Genomic DNA, 1,095 nt, shown 5'->3' with positions numbered 1-1,095 from the left:
GATTACCTGATTACCTGATTACCTGATTACCTGATTACCTGATTACCTGATTACCTCTTTAGGGGGGGGGTATGAAGTGGTTGATAACTATTGTCAAAAATAGATAGATTATCTTTGTTGTGTTCTTGTTGAAATTTTGTGTGCGACTTTGAATTCACAGTCTGACAATATTGCAATAGATGTCCTTTATATGAACTTTATTTATTTCATGATATCGCTTCATGTTTCACTGTTGGTTTAAGTCATTGTTTTTATTGTGTTTATAAAAAAATTTATACAAATCAAAATGTATTTGATGTGCATCAAACGAGTCGTTAATTTGTTCGTCAAGCAAAAGCAGAATGCGGCTTTCTGCACAGACGACAAGGACGTATGTAGTTGTGCAGTTGAGGTGTAGCGGGAACTACCCCTGATGCGGTGTGCTGCTTTTGCTTATTTAAATAAACCTGAAAAGGCACAGTTTATTATTGGCATGACTTCTCATCGGCTTAATGAGAGACGAGCGCCAACAGTTGCTGTGCAGTATATCGCGGCATCACTTAATATCGTGACTCCAGCATGATTGGAGTGATGCAGTACAACACACGTTAATGTAGGTATAAACGAATGAAAGCTAATAAGATTCTGGTTGCTATGGGTGTTGGTTCCATGCTGCTGTGCGGCTCCGCTTTTGCTGCTGGTGGTGCCGGTTCCGGTAAAGTCACTTTTAACGGTGAAATCATCAACGCCCCTTGCTCTGTAGCCCCTGAGTCTGTTGACCAGGTTGTTGAAATGGGCCAGATCAGCACCAAAGAGCTGGCCAACGGTGGTGAGTCCAACTCCAAGCCGTTCAGCATCAAGCTGCTGAACTGTGAAATCTCCGACGCCGAAGATGCTGTCAAGGTGACTTTCAGCGGTGCCAAAGACCCGGTAGATTCCAGCCTGCTGGTGATCGGTGGTGGTCAAGCCGCTGGTGCCGGTATCAAGATGACCGCTCCGGGTGGTGATCCGATCGTGCTGGGTACTCCGACTTCAGCCTTTACCCTGGTTAATGGTGATAACGAACTGCCGTTCAGCGCCGTGCTGAAAGGCTATGCAAAACAAGACACCAACCCG

The 1,095-nt window shown here is 45.0% G+C and carries 1 protein-coding gene; it reads left to right on the top strand.

From position 1 onward, the window contains the following. Positions 1-606: 606 nt before the first annotated feature. On the top strand, positions 607-1,095 hold a 489-nt coding region (locus AACS18_RS22920), incomplete at its 3' end, for a fimbrial protein (RefSeq protein ID WP_108613405.1).

This window comes from Aeromonas sp. HMWF015 (genome assembly GCF_963878965.1).
Taxonomy (GTDB): Bacteria; Pseudomonadota; Gammaproteobacteria; order Enterobacterales; family Aeromonadaceae; genus Aeromonas; species Aeromonas veronii.
Note: the sequence above shows the minus strand (reverse complement) of the source record. Positions and strands in the feature narration are given on the sequence as shown.